This window comes from Mesoplasma syrphidae (assembly GCF_002843565.1).
In the GTDB taxonomy this organism is placed as follows: Bacteria; Bacillota_I; Bacilli_A; order Mycoplasmatales; family Mycoplasmataceae; genus Tullyiplasma; species Tullyiplasma syrphidae.
Map to the genome: position 1 here is coordinate 753,570 of NZ_CP025257.1, position 19,570 is coordinate 773,139.

General features: G+C 34.0%; 14 protein-coding genes, 6 tRNA genes and 3 rRNA genes. 1 reads left to right on the forward strand and 22 read right to left on the reverse strand.

Going from position 1 to position 19,570, the window contains the following annotated elements:
- Positions 1-136: 136 nt before the first annotated feature.
- The 7 genes from potCD to CXP39_RS03260 all read right to left on the reverse strand — a co-directional run bounded on the left by potCD (position 137) and on the right by CXP39_RS03260 (position 7,435).
- On the reverse strand, positions 137-3,208 hold the full coding sequence (potCD, locus tag CXP39_RS03235) for a spermidine/putrescine ABC transporter permease/substrate-binding protein (RefSeq protein WP_027048604.1): 3,072 nt from the start codon (positions 3,206-3,208) through the stop codon (positions 137-139).
- Entirely contained in the window at positions 3,172-4,185 is a 1,014-nt protein-coding gene (gene potB, locus CXP39_RS03240; RefSeq protein WP_036256570.1) for a spermidine/putrescine ABC transporter permease, read from the reverse strand. Before potB ends, potCD begins: the two co-directional genes overlap by 37 nt.
- A gap of 24 nt (positions 4,186-4,209) precedes the next feature.
- Positions 4,210-5,268: a spermidine/putrescine ABC transporter ATP-binding protein gene (gene potA / locus CXP39_RS03245; RefSeq protein WP_027048606.1), complete on the reverse strand. Its 1,059-nt coding sequence runs from the start codon at positions 5,266-5,268 to the stop codon at positions 4,210-4,212.
- 79 nt (positions 5,269-5,347) lie between these two features.
- The gene (locus CXP39_RS04090; RefSeq protein ID WP_281253156.1) at positions 5,348-5,482 is read right to left on the reverse strand and encodes a hypothetical protein; all 135 of its coding nucleotides are present in this window, start codon (positions 5,480-5,482) and stop codon (positions 5,348-5,350) included.
- A gap of 99 nt (positions 5,483-5,581) precedes the next feature.
- Entirely contained in the window at positions 5,582-6,244 is a 663-nt protein-coding gene (locus CXP39_RS03250; RefSeq protein ID WP_027048607.1) for a hypothetical protein, read from the reverse strand.
- Between the two features lie 104 nt (positions 6,245-6,348).
- On the reverse strand, positions 6,349-6,597 hold the full coding sequence (locus CXP39_RS03255; protein WP_027048608.1) for a hypothetical protein: 249 nt from the start codon (positions 6,595-6,597) through the stop codon (positions 6,349-6,351).
- The gene (locus CXP39_RS03260; protein WP_027048609.1) at positions 6,584-7,435 is read right to left on the reverse strand and encodes a Cof-type HAD-IIB family hydrolase; all 852 of its coding nucleotides are present in this window, start codon (positions 7,433-7,435) and stop codon (positions 6,584-6,586) included. Before CXP39_RS03260 ends, CXP39_RS03255 begins: the two co-directional genes overlap by 14 nt.
- A gap of 99 nt (positions 7,436-7,534) precedes the next feature.
- Between CXP39_RS03260 and CXP39_RS03265 the strand changes: the two genes are divergently transcribed.
- Positions 7,535-7,897: a hypothetical protein gene (locus tag CXP39_RS03265; protein ID WP_027048610.1), complete on the forward strand. Its 363-nt coding sequence runs from the start codon at positions 7,535-7,537 to the stop codon at positions 7,895-7,897.
- Positions 7,898-8,588: 691 nt separating this feature from the next.
- Here CXP39_RS03265 and trxA read toward each other — a convergent pair.
- From trxA to CXP39_RS03340, 15 genes are all read right to left on the reverse strand, one after another.
- Complete coding sequence (gene trxA, locus CXP39_RS03270; protein WP_027048611.1) at positions 8,589-8,900, reverse strand: thioredoxin; 312 nt, start codon at positions 8,898-8,900, stop codon at positions 8,589-8,591.
- A gap of 17 nt (positions 8,901-8,917) precedes the next feature.
- A complete protein-coding gene (locus tag CXP39_RS03275; RefSeq protein ID WP_027048612.1) occupies positions 8,918-9,751 on the reverse strand; it encodes a Cof-type HAD-IIB family hydrolase in 834 nt (277 codons plus the stop codon).
- A 107-nt stretch (positions 9,752-9,858) separates the two neighbouring features.
- A complete protein-coding gene (locus CXP39_RS03280) occupies positions 9,859-10,689 on the reverse strand; it encodes a DNA adenine methylase (protein ID WP_036256577.1) in 831 nt (276 codons plus the stop codon).
- On the reverse strand, positions 10,689-11,531 hold the full coding sequence (locus tag CXP39_RS03285; RefSeq protein WP_157823751.1) for a DpnII family type II restriction endonuclease: 843 nt from the start codon (positions 11,529-11,531) through the stop codon (positions 10,689-10,691). Before CXP39_RS03285 ends, CXP39_RS03280 begins: the two co-directional genes overlap by 1 nt.
- 108 nt (positions 11,532-11,639) lie before the next feature.
- Positions 11,640-11,748, reverse strand: a 5S ribosomal RNA gene (gene rrf, locus CXP39_RS03290).
- Between the two features lie 88 nt (positions 11,749-11,836).
- A 23S ribosomal RNA gene (locus CXP39_RS03295) occupies positions 11,837-14,747 on the reverse strand.
- A gap of 222 nt (positions 14,748-14,969) precedes the next feature.
- A 16S ribosomal RNA gene (locus CXP39_RS03300) occupies positions 14,970-16,496 on the reverse strand.
- The 16S, 23S and 5S rRNA genes sit together here with 2 tRNA genes alongside, the layout of an rRNA operon.
- 369 nt (positions 16,497-16,865) lie before the next feature.
- Positions 16,866-16,949: transfer RNA gene (locus CXP39_RS03305), tRNA-Leu, on the reverse strand.
- Between the two features lie 6 nt (positions 16,950-16,955).
- Positions 16,956-17,031 (reverse strand) — tRNA-Lys (locus CXP39_RS03310).
- An 87-nt stretch (positions 17,032-17,118) separates the two neighbouring features.
- Complete coding sequence (locus tag CXP39_RS04000; RefSeq protein WP_027048189.1) at positions 17,119-18,000, reverse strand: lipoprotein; 882 nt, start codon at positions 17,998-18,000, stop codon at positions 17,119-17,121.
- A 76-nt stretch (positions 18,001-18,076) separates the two neighbouring features.
- A tRNA-Thr gene (locus tag CXP39_RS03320) sits at positions 18,077-18,152 on the reverse strand.
- A 15-nt stretch (positions 18,153-18,167) separates the two neighbouring features.
- Positions 18,168-18,243: transfer RNA gene (locus tag CXP39_RS03325), tRNA-Val, on the reverse strand.
- A gap of 20 nt (positions 18,244-18,263) precedes the next feature.
- A tRNA-Glu gene (locus CXP39_RS03330) sits at positions 18,264-18,339 on the reverse strand.
- A 10-nt stretch (positions 18,340-18,349) separates the two neighbouring features.
- Positions 18,350-18,425: transfer RNA gene (locus CXP39_RS03335), tRNA-Asn, on the reverse strand.
- Between the two features lie 310 nt (positions 18,426-18,735).
- On the reverse strand, positions 18,736-19,566 hold the full coding sequence (locus CXP39_RS03340; RefSeq protein ID WP_027048190.1) for a hypothetical protein: 831 nt from the start codon (positions 19,564-19,566) through the stop codon (positions 18,736-18,738).
- Between the last annotated feature and the right edge of the window lie 4 nt (positions 19,567-19,570).

Below are 19,570 nucleotides of genomic sequence, written 5' to 3' on the forward strand. Positions count from 1 at the left end.
AAATAGATGTTAACAAAAAAAAAAAAAAAACAAGTGTGTAGTAAAAATACTACTCCCTTGCTTTTTTAAAAATTTTTTCGTGCTATAAAATGTTTAGCGGTTTTGTCTTTTAAAAAGACCATTGTTTAAAAAGTTTTTATCTTTTACCAGCAACAATACTATTATATTTGTCGACTAAATAATCGTCAACGCGTCCATGATACTGAAAGGCTAATTTTTTATCAGCGGGATCATAACCAGCATCTTTTTGCACAGTAATTGGCTTATATAAATTTTCATAATTGCGATATGTGCCTTCCTCACTAACCATTTCTTCCATTGATTCAACAAAGGGTGAAGTGATTCCAGCGTAATCTGTCAAGTGCGTTGATTTTTCAAATAAGAAATTTAAAAACTTGTACGATAATTCAACATTTCTTGTATCTGTTGAAATTACAACATTATCTGAGAAAACATTAGTTCCTTCTTTACGACCATTAGTTTCTGCATTTGGGCGTCCGTAAATATAACTTACAAATTCGTTATCTTTTTGACTATCTTTTTGTTCTTTAAGAGTTTCTTCATCGTCAAGTTCAGCATCTCCATTATAAACAGCGTTGGCAAATGCTGCATCTCCATTATACATCATTGCAAAATCAAAAAATCCTAAGGCCACTTTATTAATTAAGTCATCTCCATTTAAAGATACTGATTTAGATTGAACCAACTCAGTAACCTTATCTTTAACTTGATCAATTTCAGCATTAGTATCTAAGTTGACTTTTTGAAATTGTACTTGCGCTGCTGCTGCAAAAATATTTTTGGGATCACTATTTAACGCTACACGTTTTTTAGCAGCTGCAGCTTTTCATAAAATATCTCACGATAATGTATTATTATCAATTTGCCCTTTGTCGTTTAGCTGTACTCCATTATCTTTCAAGAAATTCACATTGTCTGGAGTTGGATTAACAACAATCACCAAATCTCCTCAAAAGTAAGGTAATGCATACTCCAAAATTGATCCTGCAATTGCTTCATTTTTTTCTAAATTATTTACTCATGTTGCTTGATTATGTTCAGTTTCTTTAACTTTTGACTGATACATAACATCTAATAATGAACTTTCAATTTCACGACGTTTAGACTCTTCTTTAGTACTTTCAGGTGTTGGGTTAAGTTCTCCATTATTAACAGTTCCGCGAACATTTAACTTCGAATAATCCAGTTTCATCAAACGACCTTCTTCACTCATTTTTTGAACCATATAGTCACTTGGAACCATCACATCATAGTTGAAAGTATACAGTTTGTTGTACAAAGTTTCATTTGAATCATACTCCTGATAATTAATTTTAACATTGTTAGCTTTTTCAAATTCTCCGATCAAAGCTGGGTCAATATATTCACCTCAATTGGCAACAACCAAATCATAAATATTATTCATCACATAAGCAACAGTCAATCCAGCAAATGCTGAAGTTCCAATAAAGGCTACCAAAATTATTTTTCAACTTCGTGCTAAAAATCCTTTTGAATGTGAAATGGTATCAGGATTTGACGGAAAGAATTTTTCTTTGGTTTGCTCAATATGAGCTTGAACTTTTTGAATGTACACTTCCTTATTCAAAATACGTTGTTCATATTTGGTCGTTTTCATTTCCAAATAAGCGGCTCTTTTTTCAAGCAAAAAATTTTCCTTTTCTTGTGAATTGGCATGTCTAATTTGCTTATCAAACTTCGCTGTTATTGACTTGCGAGAATAAACAACTGCATGAAAAATTTGTAACTTATCGTTTAGTTCCAAAATATATGAAGCATTTTTCTGTTTCAGTTCTTTTAATTGCTCAACAACCATGCGCAAGCGATAATGATTTTTACCCTCTTCAACTTCAATTTTTCAATCTTCAAGTTCTTTGATTTTTTTAGCGTATCATGCTAAGGTTTTTTTACTTGGATTAATTTCGGCTTTTAAATCCTTTTGATATGCCCTAATTTCTTTAGTAATTTTTGCAGCCTTTTTTTCGGCTACTTCATCACGATGTTCAATTCATTCAATTTCATCACGTAAAAATGCAATTTTAATTTCTAGCTTTTCAATTTGAATTGTTAATTTTGCAGCCTTTTTAACATCGGCTTTTGTTAACAACAATTGTTTTTCCAAATTTTGAGCTTTTTTTTCGGCTTTAGTCAATCTTGAATAATAACGCTTTTCTTTATTGATTTCGGATCTTAGCTTATATTGTTTTCATTCCAATCGTGAAATGCGTTTATCATATTGTTGACTTGAAGCTAATCATATTTTGAATTTTAAAAAATAATAGCGTGCTCAAAGAGAAATCCTTCAAGTTCGAGTAATCTCAGTTTGAGTTTCAGTATTAATAATCAGCTCATTTAAACTTTTTCTTAGTTTTTGAATTTTTGAATTTTTATATGAGCCATTTTTAATTTTTTGTTTAACTTCTAAACGATGTTGTTTTGTCATTGTGACAGCATTTCATCCAATAATTGCCAAAACAATTACCAACACTAAAATAGTTCCAAAAGCAAAAACATAGGGCTTAATTTTTTTGGCAGTATAAATAAATGATGAAACATTTATTTGATCTCCCCCAGTAAAGTAAGAAATAATAAAGTCATCAAAACTCATTGCAAATGCGATTGCAGTTGCTGTAATAATTGCTGGTTTTAAAATTGGCAAAATAACTTTAAATAGTACTTGAGTATTTTTAGCTCCTAAATCATATGACGCTTCAATCAAAGATTTATCTATTTTTCGTAAGCGAGGCATAACAGTTATTAATACATATGGTACGTTAAATGAAATATGCGCTAATATTAAAGTTACAATTCCAAATTTAAGTCCTGCCATTAAAAACACAATCATTAATGATACAGCGGTTACTACATCAGCATTAATCAGAGGAAGATTGGCAATCCCAAATCAGCTCTTTTGTGTAACCTTTTTTGTTCTACTTAATCCAATAGCTGCCATAGTCCCAATCACTACAGAAATAACTGTTGAAACAACAGCTACAAAAAGTGATGTAATAATTGATTTAATAAACGGTGAGTTATTAAAAAACTTTGAGTATCAGTCAAAACTGAAATTTACTCATGAAGCAGTTGTTTCCCCACTATTAAATGAGAAACCAATCATTACTAAAATTGGAATATATATAAAGGCAATAACTATTGCGAAGTAGCTACTCTTGAAGAATCTTTTCATTTTTTCTTCCCTTTCATTTCAAATTTGCTACTAATTCCACGAATAATCAGCATCAGAGCAAAAATCATAATTGCTAAGACAACTGAAATTGCAGCTCCATATCCAAAATCATTTCCTTTTAAGAAATAAGATTCAATGACTGAGGAAATTAATTGAATTTTTCCATCTCCAATATAATGTACAATGATCAACGAAGTTGAAGCTTGAACAATTACTAAAGAAAATCCCGTTAATACACCAGGCATTGAAGATCTAACCGTAATTGTTCAAAAAGTTTTCATTGGTGATGAACCCAAATCTAAAGAAGCCTCTTCTAAATCAATTTGACGTGATTCCAACGAATCGTAAATTGGAGTAACTGCGAATGGCAAAAACATATAAACCATTCCTATGATAATTGCAATTGGTGTCCCAATTGCATTAGGCATTAATAAATAAAATAATGTTTGCAATCCTAATACTTTTAACAACATCGAAATTCAAATCGGCATTGTTATTAAAACTCACATGTTTTTAGCCAAAATTTGCGAGCGAATTTGGGCCATCATTAAAGCAATTGGATATCCAATGAACACGCATAATAAAGCTGCTACTAAGGCATAAGCAATTGACATTAATAAGGCAATCATAATATTACTATCAGTAAACATTTTTAAGAATTTGGCAATTGTGATTTTAAACATAATTGCATCACCAGTTGGCTGAACAATTGCATAAATCACAATTGATATTAAAGGTAAAATTACCAATGCTGTCATAACAATAAAGAACGGTAACAATATTGGTCAAATCTTTCCTTTGCTAAAATTGAAAAGCTTGGTTTTACCAAGAGACTTATTAAATTCAGCAACTTTAGATTTAATTTTACTGCGTTTTGCAGCAACAATTTGATCATCAATTGCTTCATCTAAATCTTCTTGATTAAAAACTGTTTTTTCAGCAGTAATTTCAAGTTCAAGATTTTTTTCTTGTTTCATTAAGTTTTCTCCTATCTACTGGTGCTAATTGTCAATTTCTTTTCACATAACATGAATATCTTGAATTCCTCATTTAATTGAAACCTCTTCACCAACTTCGTGATTAGCTGTTGTATGAACTTTTCACAAACGGCCCTTTTTAGTTTCAATAAGAACTTCAGAGTATACTCCTTTAAATGTTGTGTTAACAACTGTTCCATTGAAGAAACCATTATTTGGTTTCTTAATTTTAATATCTTCTGAGCGAATTACAATATCAATATTTTCTTCATCTTCTCCAAAGTTAGTATCAACACAATCAAAAACTTTACTATCAAATTTGACTTTCTTATCTTCTAAAAATTTTCCATCTTGAATAACATTTGAAGAACCTACAAACTTTGCCACTCATAAATTTTCAGGCTCATTATAAATCTCTTCTGGTGTTCCAATTTGTTGAATATTTCCATTATTTAATACAACAATTCGGTCACTCATTGACAAAGCCTCTTCTTGATCATGAGAGACCATAATAAAAGTAATTCCAATTTCACGTTGTAAACGCTTTAATTCTTCTTGCATTGTTTTACGTAGCTGAACATCCAGTGCTGCCATTGGCTCATCTAAAAGCAAGACTTTTGGTTTCATAACCAATGCACGAGCAATTGCCACACGTTGCTTTTGACCACCCGATAAGTCCATAATTTTTTTGTTTTCAAAGCCTTCCAAACCAACTTGACGAATTTGCTTCATGACTTCACGTTCAACCATGTCATTTTTAGTCTTTTTGTTGCGCAACCCAAACGCAATATTTTCAAAAACATCTAAATGTGGAAATAAAGCATATGATTGAAAAATTGTATTGAATTGACGTTTATTAATTGGAATAGCCAAAAGGTCTTTTCCTTCAAAAAGAATCTGTCCACTATTAGGCTTTTCAAATCCTCCAATAATTCTTAAAGTCGTGGTTTTCCCACATCCAGATGGTCCTAAAAGAGTAATAAATTCTCCCTCATGAACATTAAAATTTATTCCTTTTAATACCACTTTTCCATCATAGTCTTTTGTGATATTTCTAATTTCCAAAATATTATTTTTTTCCATTTCACTCTCTCCTTTTTAAATCTAAGTACATATTTAAAATCGTTAAGCACGACAAAATAGAAGTCTATTAAATTGACTTCTACTTAAGGGAGAGACTTTCAGTTTCCAAGACTATTTCATGTCTTTTAGAACGAGCGATTACTATGTCTAATCATTTAAAAATTAAGTATTGTTCTGTATTTGACAGTTGTTCTAATTTAATCATCTTTTTCATAGCAATCAGCCCCTTTCTTTTTCTAAATAATTGTATAACATTTTTTTAGAAAAAGAAAAAAATAGCGCTTTATGCGCTATTTTTAAAATATATTAAAACCTATTCGTCAATGAAGCCACTTATAGTCACTCTATTTCCAATATTAACGTAATAATTTGATGGTACATATACATTAGAAGTTTCTAAATCTGTCATAAAGATAAATTGAAAAACTACTTTATCATTTTTGTTATAATAAGATATTCCTGATCTAAGATTAAAACGAATCACAGCAGGATCACTTGGTCAAGCATGCTCAAAATTCATTACTTCTTTTGTAGCAAAACTTGCATTACCAAACTCTTCACGTACTTCGCCATCATATGGTTTTATAAATTCACGAGATTCAGCAAAATAAGACCTATTATAAAAGTCTATTCCATTTAAAGTATATCTATCATAAATATTAACTGGATTGAAATCATTATGAACATTAACTCATTCCACATTAGTATATTTAATATTTGTTTCAATGTCATAGATAAAGGTTTTTTTACTTGGCATTTGAGGAGATGCCGAAGTAACTTTCATAACATTTTCTCCCTCTTGTCCATTTGGAGTAAAATATTTTGATGCAGAGAATCATGCTGGATGATCCGGACTATTTTTTTCTTTTATTTGATTAACTTTTTCATTTGGATTATTTGCACTTCCCATTAATGCAACAGGAATAACTGAACCACTAACTAGTGCTCCAGTAACTAAACTTAATAATAGTTTCATATCAATATTCCTTTCGTCCAACCACACCCACCCGATAATTTCATTATATGCTTTTAAAAAATAAAAAGTCTCTTTTTGAGACTTTTTATTTTTTAAAATTTTTATTAATCAATATTCTTCATATATATTAATTTTTTAAAAACAGTTGAATAAATTAATAACATATTGGTTGTTTTCGATGCCAATGTTACATTAGCCATCGCGTGAACTAACTCACTATCCTTAGCACCCATTAGATTAAATGAATTAATTTCGCTGACCTCTTCTTCAGCACAATTACAAGTTAATAGTACTTCCTTAATTTCTTCTTCTAATTTTTGCAAATCTACTTCAAATTCATTAACTTTTGTCATTGTTTGACTCCTTTAAATTAAATACATTATCAAATAAATATTGACCAACACCACCATCAGTACATTGCGAAGTTATTGCATTGGCACATGATTTAATATGCTGATTAGCGTTTCCCATAGCTACTCCATGACCAGCTCATTTAATTGCATCAAGATCATTTTCCCCATCACCAAAGTAAATAACTTCATCGGCTGTAATGCCAAGTTCTTCAATAACTTTTTTTAATCCTTCTGCTTTATTAACTCCAATTGGATTAATCTCAATATTTTGTTTTGCATCATTAACATAGCTAAAAGCAAATACTGAATAACCCTTAGTCTCAGCTTCCGCACGCATTTTTATCATATGCTCATTTCGCCCAAAAACAATAAATTTAGTAATCGGTGAAACAAACCCTTCACTTTTTTTATATCGCAGCATTTTGCGACGACTACGGATTCACATGAAAATATTAAAAGCAGAAAATCGTACATTTTTATATGCAACTTTTTCATTTTCTGAATATGCAAAAACTTTTGCTTTATATTTTTTAGCAATTTCAAAAATTCAACGAGACTCTTCATCTTTAAAAATTTTAGTATATTCAATGGTAATTTGTCCATCAGCTTCAAACCTAAAAACTTGGCCACCATTTTGTGCTACAAATGGAAGTCCCGTATTCATAATGCCAAGTTCTTTAGCAATATTTCCAATTGTCGAAATGTTTCTTCCTGTTGCAATAACAACTGGTATATTTAATTCCTTTGCTTTGGCAATTGCTGCTTTGGTCAATGGATGAATTCCCCGACTATGACGATATACTGTACCATCAACATCTACTACAATTAATTTATACATTGAATTACCTCATTTCTTTATATTATTAATTATAACAAATTAAAAATATACAATTTATCTATTATTTAGTATCATTTATATATGACTAGGAGATACATAATGGAATTTATGGAGCTAATTGCCGCAGCTCAAAGTTGCGAAACCAGTATTATTGAAATTATTAACAGTGATGAGCAAAGTGAAACTGAATTTAAGGAATTTGCAATTGAAGAGGTCCAACATTTAGCGACACTGTTTAAAACTTTTTTAGTTGAATTGGACAAAAAAGAAGAAAGTGTCGATACTTTATGATTTAGTGCAAGTAAATTGGTCTATGAGTATATTGAATTTGAAACAAAATACGAATTAGAAGAAGATGTTGAATTAGAGACTATTGAGGATGTAAAAATTTTTCGCTTTCAGGTATTAGAATTCTTTTCATCATTTTTTGATGAAAGTGAAGATTTGGATCAGAATGTGTAACACAAAAAAGAGGTACTCATACCTCTTTTTTAAACCATAATGTTGATTTAAATACGGTTTAACCGTTATATGAATATTCAGTTTTGTTTTTTAATATTAAATATTTACTTTATTCAATACCTTTACCGTGTTCGATTTCACAAAGGCAATATGTTTATCATGATATTTTTCATAATATATTACCTATTCTTTCCAGACAATAAATTTAGAAGTTTTGAATGGCTAATAAATAGCTTACGAAACTATTTTTGGACTGACTACCGTGATTAGTCTTCATCTATATGCCGTAGCAATCTACTAAATTATATTTATCGCTGATTAGACTTAATGAATGTAAGTCTTTTAAATCGTTGGATCACTCCATTTGGCAATTACAGCAATTAAAATATTCTTTATAAACAAATTATGTGTTTTTAAAACCATTTCTAACAACCTCATTTCTGCGGCTAATCTTTATTCAGTTTTAATAAGCCCTAAGGCTTGAAAGTGTACATTGGTATATTTCTCCTAACTTAAAATTTTATACTAATATATAATTTTAAATTCCCGCAATTTCGTAATTAATAATAGGACAAATGTCATACTATCAACTCCTTTCGGAAGAAAACCTCTTCTCACTTTTATTTAATCACTTTAAAAAAATAAATCAAGATTAATAATTAAAAAAACTTCCACAAAGAAGTTTTTTTAATTATTTTACAAATTCTTCCAACTGATTTTTTGCCATAAACCCTGTGTGTTTTTTAGCAGCTTTTCCTTCTTTAAAAGTCATTAATGCCGGAATTGACATAATTTGATATTCTAACGCAAGGTCGGAATTAGAATCAACATCAACATCCAAAAATGTTACACCTTGAGTCTCCTCAGCTAATTGGTGAACGAATGGAGCCAACATTTTACATGGTCCACATCATTGGGCATTAAAGTCTACAAATACATTTTTTTCAGTAGCGATAATTTTATCGAACTGTTCTTTTGATGTAATTTTAATAATATTTGACATAATATCTCCTTTTTTAATTATTTTAATACGTTTTTATAAATATAATTAGCAACTCCATCATCATCGTTACTATCTTCAGTAACATCTTGAGCAATATCTTTTAATGAACTAATTGCATTGCTAAGAGCTACTCCCATATCAACTGCTTCAAACATTGGAAAATCATTTGGACCATCACCAAATGCATACGTTTTGACAGTATCATCTAGTTTAAGATAATCTTTAATTTTTTTAACAGCATAGCCTTTGCTAATATTTTTAGGACATATTTCAATAACTCTTTCCGTATATACATGAATATCTGAGTTTTTGCCAAACCTAGTTTTAATGTCTTTAATAGCAGATTCGGATTCTGCTGTTGTTGTTCCTTTTTTTAACACAATTGTCAAATGCGAAATTGGCTTATTAATTTCTTCAGCACTTGCAGCAACGACATAATCAGTTGCCATCATTTGTGCTCAATACATTGACATTTTTCCTTCATTAAAAACATAAGTTGTGTCATCTCCATAAAAATGAACTTTGGCTTTGTATGTTTCATAGAATGTATCAAAAACTGCCTTAACTAATTCTTTAGATAAAAACTCATTAACTATTCATTTTTTATTTCTAAAGTCAAAAATTTGTGAACCATTATTACCAGCACAAATTCCACCAATTTCTTCTAAACCCAAACGTTTACCTTGATCTAAAATATCTTTTGTAGATCTTGCTGTGATTGGAACTAACAAAATACCTTGCTCATGCAGATCTTTAACAACCTGTTTAGTCTTTTTAGAAAAATAATGATTATTTCGTAATAAAGTTGAATCTAAATCAGAAAATATAATTGTTTTCCCCTTATAGTTCATAAATTCACCCCTTCTGACTTATATTGATTATACATTATCATAAAGAAAAATATCATCACTTACAATTATTAAAATAATGTATATTTAAAATCTGCGAAAACTCTAGTTTAATAATTTTTGATTAAAACTTCTTCGACTTTACCTCGCTCAGCACCTTTAGAATTAATACTTCTACGTGCATAAATTACATCAATTTTATAGTTTTTATATATCTCCCTTATTAGTTCAGTATTGTGATTAGAAACCATAAAAAATGCACCCTTACGATCAATTTCTTCACATACTAATGCTAATTTTTTTTGATGATAAGTTCCAAAACTTTCTTTATTATATTCAACGAACGTATCCTTTTTTATTTTATCGTACGGTGGGTCAATATATACAAAATCTCTAGGTTTTATTTTGTTCAAAATACTTTCAAAGTCACTACATTCAACTTTAGAAGATTTTAAAAATTTCGATACCTGTCTTAAATTATCATTATCAACAACATTTGGCGCATTAAGTTCTTGATTCCAGGGAACATTAAATTCGCCCTTGGAATTAACACGATGCATCCCATTGAAACATGTTTTATTAATAAAAAGTGTTCTAGCAGCTCTTCAAACTTTTGTAGTATTCTTTTTGTAATCAAAGTCTCTATCAGCATTTCTAAGTTCATAATAAAAGAATTCTGGAGACTCATTATAACTTTTTTTAAACTCATCAATTTGTTTAATTAAGGCGGAAGGCCTATTTCTAACTACAGCATAAAAATCTACAAGTTCCTTATTCAAATCAGATAAGAACATCACTTTAGGTTTATTAGCTATTTCAAATGCTAAAGCTCCACCACCAAAAAAAGGTTCAAAATAGTTGTTAAAACTTTCTGGTATATTATGTTTCAATTCCTCTAATAGTTGAGATTTACCTCCAACTCATTTCAATATTGGTTTCATTATTTTAAAAGTCCTTCTATTAAATGATTTTCTAAATCACTCAAGTTAAATAAATTTTCTATTTCTTCGTATGCCTCTCTAATTTGATTTTTAGCTGTTCTTCATCCAATGCCATCTGTAAATCAAATGAATCTCATTTTTGAAGAACAATTAATTTTTTGGTTTAAATAAATATATGACTTGCACACTTCATTCAATTTACTTCCGCCAGCAGTATAGGCATTAATTTCACCCAAATATAAAATACCTTTTCTTTCAAAAGCAAAATCAAAAACCTTCTTTGCATCTTTTTCTTTGAAAATTAAATCTATTTCAGATTTAGGAATATTATATAAATTTTCCAACAATTTGGAGTTTACTTCAATTTTATAATTTATGTTTTCTTCATTGAGATAATCAATAACTTTTTTGACCATTTGAGTACCTGTTCTATTTTTCCTTGCATTGGTATCTAAACCAACTTCAATACCCAATTGAAAATCATTAAAATTAGTTAGTAATTTTTGCTCAATAAGTTTGATAAGCCCTGTATCATTTACAAACTCTTGAGCATCCATATCACTAATATTCAAAAAATTATACTGTTTCTTTTCTGTTAATATGTTTTTTTCTCTCTTAGCAATGAAGATTGGCAAAACAGCTTTCAAATCGGGATTATTTTCCAACAAATCATATAATCTTTTTTTGGAATCTTGTGTCCCCAAAATTGTATTCAAAATATCAAGTTTGTTTCTAACTTTTTTATTATTATTAATAACCTTATCAAAATCAGTGTAATACTCTAAATCAACTATACTAGTTTTTAATTCATCCATAAATTTATCAAAATTTTTTGTGTACATCTTTTTCCTCAATATTTTCATTATAATTTTATCATTTCCTGCAGCCATCTCTTCTTTTTATAAGCAAACTTCATATTAAAAAAGAAACCTTTCGGTTTCTTTTATTAGAACTGGCAACTCGCTATCTTCTCACAAATGCAATATTGTCGCCGTAATAGAGCTTAACTTCTGTGTTCGGTATGGGAACAGGTGTGACCTCTATGCTATTATCACCAGATCTTAATTTTGATTGTTCTTTGAAAACTGAATACTAGATTGAAAAATTTATTGTTTTTATATAAATGTGCGTTGAGTAATAGATTTTATTCTAAAATTCTCTCGATCTATTAGTAATGGTTAGCTTAACGCCTCGCAGCGCTTACACATCCATCCTATCAACCATGTGGTCTACATGGGATCTTACATCTTACGAATGGGAAAATTCATCTTAAAGGAGGCTTCTCGCTTAGATGCCTTCAGCGATTATCCTTTCCACATATAGCTACCCAGCTGTGCCATTGGCATGACAACTGGAGCACCAGGGATGTGTCCAACTCGGTCCTCTCGTACTAGAGTCAGCTCTCTTCAATTTTCCTACGCCCACAACAGATAGGGACCAAACTGTCTCACGACGTTCTGAACCCAGCTCGCGTACCGCTTTAATGGGCGAACAGCCCAACCCTTGGAACCGACTTCAGCTCCAGGATGCGATGAGCCGACATCGAGGTGCCAAACCTCCCCGTCGATGTGAACTCTTGGGGGAGATCAGCCTGTTATCCCCGGGGTAACTTTTATCCGTTGAGCGACGGCCCTTCCACTCGGGACCGCCGGATCACTAAGTCCTACTTTCGTATCTGTTCGACTTGTAAGTCTCGCAGTTAAGCATTCTTCTACCTTTGCGCTCTTTGTATGATTTCCAACCATACTGAGAATACCTTTGAGCGCCTCCGTTACATTTTAGGAGGCGACCGCCCCAGTCAAACTACCCACCAGACACTGTCCTCAACCCAGATAATGGGTCCAAGTTAGAAAGTCAATGTAACGAGGCTGGTATTCCAAGGTTGACTCCACAGTCCCTAGCGGTACTGCTTCAATGTCTCCCAGCTATCCTCTACACGTTACACCAAATTTCAATATCAAGTTATAGTAAAGCTCCACGGGGTCTTTCCGTCTAGTTGCGGGTAACCGGCATCTTCACCGGTACTAAAATTTCACCGAGTCTATAGCCGAGACAGCGAAGGGATCATTACACCTTTCGTGCGGGTCAGAACTTACCTGACAAGGAATTTCGCTACCTTAGGACCGTTATAGTTACGGCCGCCGTTCACCGGGGCTTCAATTCAAAGCTTCGCTTGCGCTGACTTCTCCTTTTAACCTTCCGGCACTGGGCAGGTGTCACCCCCTATACATCGTCTTGCGACTTAGCAGAGAGCTGTGTTTTTGTTAAACAGTTGCCCCTCCCTCTTCACTGCGGCTCAACATAGTTGAGCACTCCTTCTTCCGAAGTTACGGAGTCATTTTGCAGAGTTCCTTAGCTATAGTTATCTCGCTTGCCTTAGGATTTTCTCCTTGATCACGTGTGTTCGTTCTAGGTACAGGCGATTAGTTATTAAGTTAGAAGCTTTTCTTGGAAGCATAGAGTCATGTACTTCGTTACTAGGCGAACCGTTCACTCCCCATCACGCTTCAATGTTGAATATAGAGCGGATTTGCCAACTCTACCACCTTTGCGCTTAGCCCAGGACAACCAACGCCTGGGATACACTATCTTTCTCCGTCACTCCATCACTAACTAATCGGTACAGGAATATCAACCTGTTGTCCATCGACTACGCCTATCGGCCTCGCCTTAGGTCCTGACTAACCCTGGGTGGACGAACCTTGCCCAGGAAACCTTGATCAAATAGCATGAGGGATTCTCACCCTCAAACGTTACTCATGCCGGCATAATCACTTCTAAGCGCTCCACTGGTCCTCACGGTCCAACTTCATCGCCCTTAGAACGCTCCCCTACCACTGTACTTACGTACAATCCGTAGCTTCGGTAGTATACTTAAGCCCCGGTACATTTTCGGCGCAAAATCACTCGACTAGTGAGCTGTTACGCACTCTTTAAATGATGGCTGCTTCTGAGCCAACATCCTAGCTGTCTGTGCAATTTCACATCCTTACACACTTAGTATACATTTGGGGACCTTAGCTGACGATCTGGGCTGTTTCCCTCACGAGCATGGACCTTATCACCCATGTTCTGACTGCCGTACAATTGGACATTGGCATTCGGAGTTTAATTCTATTCAGTACCGCTAGGTGCAGCCATCATAGATTCAGTGCTCTACCTCCAATGTTTTAATTACGACGCTATCCTTAAAGATATATCGGGGAGAACTAGCTATCTCCGGGTTCGATTGGAATTTCACCGCTAGCCACAAGTCATCCTCGGTCTTTTCAACGAACGTAGGTTCGGTCCTCCATTAGGTTTTACCCTAACTTCAACCTGCTCATGGCTAGATCACCCGGTTTCGTGTCTACTACAACGTACTCAACGCCCTATTAAGGCTCGCTTTCACTACGGCTCCCCATATTCTGGTTAACCTTGCACGTTATAGTAACTCGCCGGCTCTTTCTACAAAAAGCACGATATCACCCATTAACGGGCTCTATCTTCTTGTAAGCATATGGTTTCAGGAACTATTTCACTCCCCTCTCGGGGTACTTTTCACCTTTCCCTCACGGTACTGGTTCACTATCGGTAAAATGGTAGTATTTAGGCTTGCCGAGTGGTCTCGGCGGATTCCGACAAAATTTCACGTGTTTCGCCGTACTCAGGATATCCATTTCGAGATCAATGCATTTCGTATACGGGAGTATCACCCTCTGTGCTGCGACTTCCCAATCGCTTCTACTATACATTAATTTTGTAACTCTAACTATGGTCCTACAACCCCAGTCCGTAGACTGGTTTGGCCTGTTCCGCGTTCGCTCGCCGCTACTAACAGAATCATTATTTATTTTCTTTTCCTCTTGGTACTAAGATGTTTCAGTTCCCAAGGTTCCCATCTCACAACCTATGTATTCAGTTGTGGACAATACGAGATTAATCGTACTAGGTTTCCCCATTCGGACATCACCGGATCTAAGCTCACTTCCAGCTCCCCGATGCTTTTCGCAGGTAGTCACGTCCTTCTTCGGCTCCATTTTCCAAGGCATTCACCATATGCTCTTACTATTTTTTAGAAAAAATCTATTTGCAATTTATAACATTAATTTTAGTTTTTTTATAACTGATGTCAAATTTGATAATTGAATATAATTCAATTAAGAAAATTGTTTTTTCATCTAATATTCAGTTTTCAAAGAACAATTCTTTTCAGAGATTAAATTAATAACCTCTGAAAACTAAATAGAACAGAAACAGTCAAAGCAGTTTCACGCTGCTTTTTAAAATTTACTCCATAGAAAGGAGGTGATCCATCCGCACGTTCCCGTACGGATACCTTGTTACGACTTCACCCCAATCGCTAATCCTACCTTGGGAAGCGCTCTCCTTACGGTTAAGCTACCTACTTCTGGTATTACCAACTCTCGTGGTGTGACGGGCGGTGTGTACAAGACCCGAGAACGTATTCACCGCGACATAGCTGATTCGCGATTACTAGTGATTCCGGCTTCATGAAGTCGAGTTGCAGACTTCAATCCGAACTGAGACAGACTTTTTGAGATTAGCTCCCCCTCGCGAGATTGCGACTCTTTGTATCTGCCATTGTAGCACGTGTGTAGCCCAGGACATAAGGGGCATGATGATTTGACGTCATCCCCACCTTCCTCTAGCTTACACTAGCAGTCTCGTTAAAGTCCTCAACTAAATGTTAGTAACTAACGACAAGGGTTGCGTTCGTTGCGGGACTTAACCCAACACCTCACGGCACGAACTGACGACAACCATGCACCACCTGTCTCAATGTTAGCCTCCACTACATCTCTGTAGCTTTGCACTGGATGTCAAGCCCTGGTAAGGTTCTTCGTGTTGCTTCGAATTAAACCACATGCTCCACCACTTGTGCGGGTCCCCGTCAATTCCTTTGAGTTTCACTCTTGCGAGCATACTACTCAGGCGGAGTACTTAATGCGTTAGCTGCAGCACCGAGGTATAACCCCCGACACTTAGTACTCAACGTTTACGGCGTGGACTACTAGGGTATCTAATCCTATTTGCTCCCCACGCTTTCGTGCCTCAGCGTCAATAACAAGCCAGTAAGCCGCTTTCGCCACAGGTGTTCTTCCATATATCTACGCATTTCACCGCTACACATGGAATTCCGCTTACCTCTCTTGTATTCTAGAACTGCAGTTTTCAAGGCGAACCGGGGTTGAGCCCCGGGCTTTAACCTCAAACTTGCAAATCCGCCTACGCACCCTATACGCCCAATAAATCCGGATAACGCTTGCCACCTATGTATTACCGCGGCTGCTGGCACATAGTTAGCCGTGGCTTTCTGGTAAGGTACCGTCAGCTTAAGAGCATTTCCTCTCCTAAGTGTTCTTCCCTTACAACAGAGCTTTACAATCCGAAGACCGTCATCACTCACGCGGCATTGCTTCATCAGACTTTCGTCCATTGTGAAAAATTCCCTACTGCTGCCTCCCGTAGGAGTCTGGGCCGTATCTCAGTCCCAATGTGGCCGATCAACCTCTCAGTTCGGCTACGTATCATTGCCTAGGTGGGCCTTTACCCCGCCTACTAGCTAATACGCCGCATCCTCATCTTATAGTGCACCAAACGGTGCTTTCAATTTCTTCTCATGCGATAATGAAATTCTCATGCGGTATTACCCTTCGTTTCCAAAGGCTATCCCCCGCTATAAGGTAGATTAGATACGTGTTACTCACCCGTTCGCCACTGGGGTGCAAGCACCCCCGTTCGACTTGCATGTATTAGGCATGCCGCCAGCGTTTATCCTGAGCCAGGATCAAACTCTCATTTGAAAAAATGTGAATTGATTCTGACTGTTTCTTTTTTTATTGTATATATAATATTGTCTACTCAAATTAAATTGATATTGATCAAGATTTGTACAATTGTTGTTCTATTTAGTTTTCAAAGATCATTGTGTTGTCAAACGACGACTTTTTGATAATAGCATAGTAAAAATAAAAATGGAATAGTTTTTTTAAATATTTTTATTAAATTATTTCTTTAAATTTCTGCAAGATATGTTCACAAAAGTCTTAAATATATTTTATGCTATTTTCATGACTATGTAAAGGCATTTTTGAGAGAATATCAAGAAACTTTTGACTCAATTTTTCAAATAAAAAATACTTCGAAAAGTATTTTTGTATATTTATCTACAATGGTGCGGGATAAGGGACTCGAACCCTTACGTCGAAGACGCTAGATCCTAAGTCTAGTGCGTCTGCCAATTCCGCCAATCCCGCATATAATGGTGACTCGTCGGGGATTCGAACCCCGGACCCACTGGTTAAAAGCCAGTTGCTCTACCGGCTGAGCTAACGAGTCAAATAATTTGTGGCCATGTTTGGACTTTTAAATAATATCACTTGATTAAAAATTATTCAATTAAAAATAAAAAAGATAAGGAAAACCTTATCTACGTCATGATTGGATTCCAATATTAAATGAAACCATCAATCCCGGATATTCAAATTTTTCTTCTTCGGTTTGCTTTTCCGTTTCAACTTTGACTTTTTTATTAATTGTTCATCCTAAATTGACAAACTTATCAAATCCTCTAAAGATATCCCAAATTCCATTTGCTATTTGCTCAGTAGTTTGATTTAAAGTTTCTGGCTCAATCAAATATATTCTCAATTCTCTAATTTTTGAAAGTGAACTACTAATACCTTCACTAACTAATTCATTGTTGCGATCAAGAATTCCATTAGCTTGTAAAATCAAATACATTCCTGGTTCCTGATTAAAGTCATTAAAAGTTTTTCAAGGCGTTCAGGGGTGTTGTTCAGACCCTAATGTCTCACTAAAAGCCTGATTTAGTTTGTTTGCAAAATTACTTTTATTATCAATTCCCAAAAATAAGTTTTCCATTAACTTTTTGTTATTGTCGTCTGCACTTAAATCCAAGCTCAAGACTGCTCGATTGTTAATTAAAACTGGTTGACCCTCTTTAGGCTTTAATGTTTCAATCATTGCATCTAAGTTATAAGAAAGTAACTTAAATAAGGTCATTATATTGTTAAGTTTTGCTTCAGCAATTAAATTACGCTGAATACCAATTGCTTCATTATTAGGATCGCTTGGTTTAATATCGACTCCTAATTTTGCTGTATAGCGTAAATAACTTACCAAATCAGCAAATGTTAGCTCAGCATTATAATCTCATCCATACCTTGTGTCACTAGGAGTTCAGTTCCCTTGTTGAGGATCTAATTGAACTCCACAACTGACAACTGTTGTACTAGCAGTCGCTGTTAAAGTAATTGCCCCAAATATCGCCAAAAGTTTTTTCATATAACTCCTTTAGTATTGTTTAGATTATACTTTAAAAATAAAAAAAGACACCAAAGTGTCTTCTTAGTTTCTTTAATGGTGCTGACTAAAGGAGTTGAACCCTCGACCTACTGATTACAAGTCAGTTGCTCTACCAACTGAGCTAAGTCAGCATTAAAAAATAAAAATGGTGGGATGCAACGGGCTCGAACCGCTGACCGCCTGCTTGTAAGGCAGGAGCTCTCCCAACTGAGCTAGCATCCCAATATAAAGATAATAATAAATGGTAGCCTGTACGGGGTTCGAACCCGTGTATCCACGGATGAAAACCGTGTGTGTTTACCGCTTCACCAACAGGCCAAATATAAAATGGCGGCTTTTACAGGACTTGAACCTGTGACAAACCGGTTAACAGCCGGTTGCTCTACCAACTGAGCTAAAAAGCCAAGTAATATTTGTGCGAATCTTCAATTTTTTGTCTTTTATCAAGACAATAAAAATATTATCATGAGAAAAAATAAATGTCTATATCTTTTTTTATTTTTTACGAAAATTTTTAAAACTTTTGACTTTTCAAATTTTCCAAATAAAAAAGCGACATTTTGACTGTTCGCCCGCTTTTTTTTGATGTCAACGACATCGGCTCATCCCTTTTATATTATAACCTAAATTACTTTAAATTGAAACTAATAAAAATCGCAAACCTAAGCTTGCAATTTTTTTGTGGTTTATTCGATATTATATTAACTAAATCTTTTAGCTATTTGTTTTTTCGTCATTCGCTTCTTGAGTCCATTCTGAATCATCAATTTTATCCAAAACATTATCTGAAATTTCTTTATTAATAACAATTAAATTTTCATTTTGTTCATGAGCCAATTGTTGAGCCAATTCTTCATTATATGTTTTATCCTGAATTTTTCCTTCAACAATCATATCGCGCTTAGCTTGTAAGAAAATTACTTTGAAATCACTTGAAAATTTTTCAACTAACTTTTCTTCGTCAATCTCTTTATTTTCAATTTGCTCTAAAAATTCCACTGCTTTAGCATACTTTGCTTCATAAATACGTTGTTCTCTTTCATCACGATTATGAACTTGCTCCTTATTTAAAGTTTGTTCAACAACTTCTTCTAAAATTCGAACTTCATTATTTAATTCAATTGCCTCAACTTCTTTTACATCAGTATGTGGAGTCAATAACATTACGATTCCTCCCAACATACAAATACCAGACCCAATCGCAACAATGGCTAAAATCATTTTAGTACTTGTTGTTTGATTTGAAAGCGTAAATGAAGCCATTGTTAATGAGACAGCTGTTAAAGTAAAAATGTAAGCCCCAAAAAATGCTAAAATAATCGCTGATGTCATTGACAAATTAATTGATGAGGTATTTCCATTTTGTAATGAATTTTGAATCACAATTCCCACAAGTCCCATAAAAAACATTAATGCTGATCCCATTAATCCAATTCCTGAAAAAATCAAAATCAGTACAATTCCTGTTTTAAATGTTCCATTAAATTGTCATTTACGTTGATCATGTCTGGCAATCTGACGTTGCTCTTTTTTTGTTAAAGCCATATTT